The 2357-nt window shown below is 68.5% G+C and carries 4 protein-coding genes and 1 tRNA gene; 3 read left to right on the top strand and 2 right to left on the bottom strand.

Annotated features, from left to right (window positions below; all coding sequences use genetic code 11):
• Positions 1-190 precede the first annotated feature (190 nt).
• Entirely contained in the window at positions 191-796 is a 606-nt protein-coding gene (gene rdgB, locus ACFW2E_RS39925; protein WP_384474923.1) for an RdgB/HAM1 family non-canonical purine NTP pyrophosphatase, read from the top strand.
• A 1-nt stretch (position 797) separates the two neighbouring features.
• Here the strand turns inward: rdgB and ACFW2E_RS39920 are convergent.
• A tRNA-Leu gene (locus tag ACFW2E_RS39920) sits at positions 798-884 on the bottom strand.
• Positions 885-923: 39 nt separating this feature from the next.
• Positions 924-1391 (bottom strand): thioredoxin-dependent thiol peroxidase, encoded by a 468-nt coding sequence (bcp, locus tag ACFW2E_RS39915; RefSeq protein WP_384474921.1) that lies wholly within the window; start codon positions 1389-1391, stop codon positions 924-926.
• 93 nt (positions 1392-1484) lie between these two features.
• Here bcp and ACFW2E_RS39910 point away from each other — a divergent pair, with 93 nt between their 5' ends.
• Both ACFW2E_RS39910 and ACFW2E_RS39905 read left to right on the top strand, forming a co-directional pair.
• Positions 1485-1814, top strand: a complete 330-nt coding sequence (locus ACFW2E_RS39910; RefSeq protein ID WP_384474918.1) for a DUF3618 domain-containing protein — start codon at positions 1485-1487, stop codon at positions 1812-1814.
• Between the two features lie 44 nt (positions 1815-1858).
• Positions 1859-2215 carry a GroES family chaperonin gene (locus tag ACFW2E_RS39905; protein WP_384474915.1) on the top strand — a complete coding sequence of 119 codons (357 nt, stop codon included), beginning with the start codon at positions 1859-1861 and terminating at the stop codon, positions 2213-2215.
• Positions 2216-2357 lie beyond the last annotated feature (142 nt).

Below are 2357 nucleotides of genomic sequence, written 5' to 3'. Positions count from 1 at the left end.
CCACAACCCCCAAAACCCAGATCAAAACAAGGCCTTGCACGCCCACGCTATGGAGTTGGACAACGTCCGTACGGCGATCAAGAACGGCGACCGGACCCCCGACATCGGCCCCGTCACCGACGCGGCCGGCGAACTGACCAAGGTCTGCACCCCGTAAGTCCGGCTCCGGGCCCAGGGGATACTGGCCCCCATGACCCGCTTGATCCTCGCCACCCGCAACGCCGGAAAGCTCGCCGAACTCCACTCGATCCTCGCCGACGCGGGCCTGCCCCATGAACTCGTCGGCGCGGACGCCTGTCCCGACGTCCCCGACGTCAGGGAGACGGGCGTCACCTTCGCCGAGAACGCCCTCCTCAAGGCCCATGCCCTCGCCCGCGCCACGGGCCTGCCCGCGGTCGCCGACGACTCCGGTCTCTGCGTGGACGTCCTCGGCGGCGCCCCCGGCATCTTCTCGGCCCGCGGGGCGGGCCGGCACGGTGACGACAAGGCCAACCTGGACCTGCTCCTCGCCCAACTCGCGGACATCGCCGACGAGCACCGCGGCGCCCACTTCGCCTGCGCGGCGGCCCTCGCCCTGCCCGACGGCACGGAGCGGGTCGTCGAGGGACAGCTGCGGGGGGTTCTGCGCCACGCAGCGGTCGGCACGAACGGCTTCGGCTACGACCCGATCCTCCAGCCGGAGGGGGAGTCGCGGACCTGCGCCGAGCTGACCCCCGAGGAGAAGAACGCGATCAGCCACCGGGGAAAGGCGTTCCGTGCCCTGGTGCCCGTGGTGCGGGAGTTGCTCGGTCAGTAGGTGGTGCGGCCGGAGGGACTCGAACCCTCACGGGAGTTACCCCACTGGGACCTAAACCCAGCGTGACTGCCAATTCCACCACGGCCGCCTGGTGCTGCCCGGCCATGCTATCGGCCGGGCAGCGCGCTCAGACGCCCAGATCCTTGATGATCTTCGCCACGTGGCCCGTCGCCTTCACGTTGTAGAGGGCCCGTTCGACCTTGCCCTCCTCGTCGACGACGACCGTGGAGCGGATGACACCGACGACCGTCTTGCCGTACAGCTTCTTCTCGCCGAAGGCGCCGTACGACTCCAGGACCTTCTTGTCGGGGTCGGCGAGCAGGGTGACCTTCAAGGACTCCTTCTCGCGGAACTTCGCCAGCTTCTCCGGCTTGTCGGGGGAGATGCCGATCACGTCGTAGCCCGCGCCGGCCAGGACGTCGAGGTTGTCCGTGAAGTCGCAGGCCTGCTTGGTGCAGCCTGGAGTGAGGGCGGCGGGGTAGAAGTAGACGATGACCTTGCGGCCCTTGTGGTCGGCCAGGGACACCTCGTTGCCGTCGGCGTCGGGCAGGGTGAAGTCGGGGGCCACGTCCCCGGGCTGGAGTCGCTCGCTCATCGGTCCAGAGTAACGGGGGGTCCTGACAGTGCGGCGGCGCGTGAAGCTGACAGACTGTCCGGAACAGCATCAGGAGACTTCGGAGGCCGTACGGTGGCGGAGACGTCGGACACGAGAACCCCGGCGCAGATCGAGGCGGACATCAAGCGCCGTCGCGAGGTGCTGGCCGAGACGCTGGACGAGATCGGGGTGCGGGTGCATCCGAAGACCATCGTCGGTGACGCCAAGGCGAAGGTCGTCGCCAACGTCGACCACACCCTCGGACGGGCCTACGTGAAGGTCAACCGGCTGGTGAGCGATGTGCGGGCCCAGTTCGTGGACGAGGAGGGCGCGCCCCGGGCCGAGCGCATCGTGCCGGTCGCGCTCCTCGCCGTCGGGGTCGTCGGGCTGCTCGCGCTGGGCTCCCGGCGCCGCAAGAACTGACCCGGTCGCGTACGGACGCACAAAAGGCAGGTAGGTTCGAAGGCGTGAGCGCCAAGAGAAATGACCACAGCACCCATCACGACAAGCTGCCCATTCGCATGCTGCACGACCGCGTGCTCGTGCGGCAGGACACCAGTGAGGGTGAGCGGCGGTCGGGCGGCGGCATCCTGATCCCCGCCACGGCGGCCGTCGGGCGACGGCTGGCCTGGGCCGAGGTGGTCGCGGTCGGGCAGAACGTGCGGACCGTGGAGCCGGGCGACCGGGTTCTGTACGACCCGGAGGACCGGGCCGAGGTCGAGGTGCGCGGTGTCGCGTACGTGCTCATGCGCGAGCGTGATCTGCACGCCGTGGCGGCGGACCGGTTCGAGGGCTCGGAGGACTCCACAGGTCTGTACCTCTGACGGCACCTGTGACGGTCCGTGTCTCTGGCCGTCCACGTCTTTGAATCAACGGCCGAAAAGGGCTGGTGACCATAGTGGCCCCCCCCTTTATTAATAGCATTTCAAAGTTTGGATATATCCCCTCCAAAACCCCCCGACCCGG

Source organism: Streptomyces sp. NPDC058964, from assembly GCF_042741275.1.
Lineage (GTDB): Bacteria > Actinomycetota > Actinomycetes > Streptomycetales > Streptomycetaceae > Streptomyces.
This window is presented reverse-complemented; position numbering and strand designations above follow the sequence as displayed.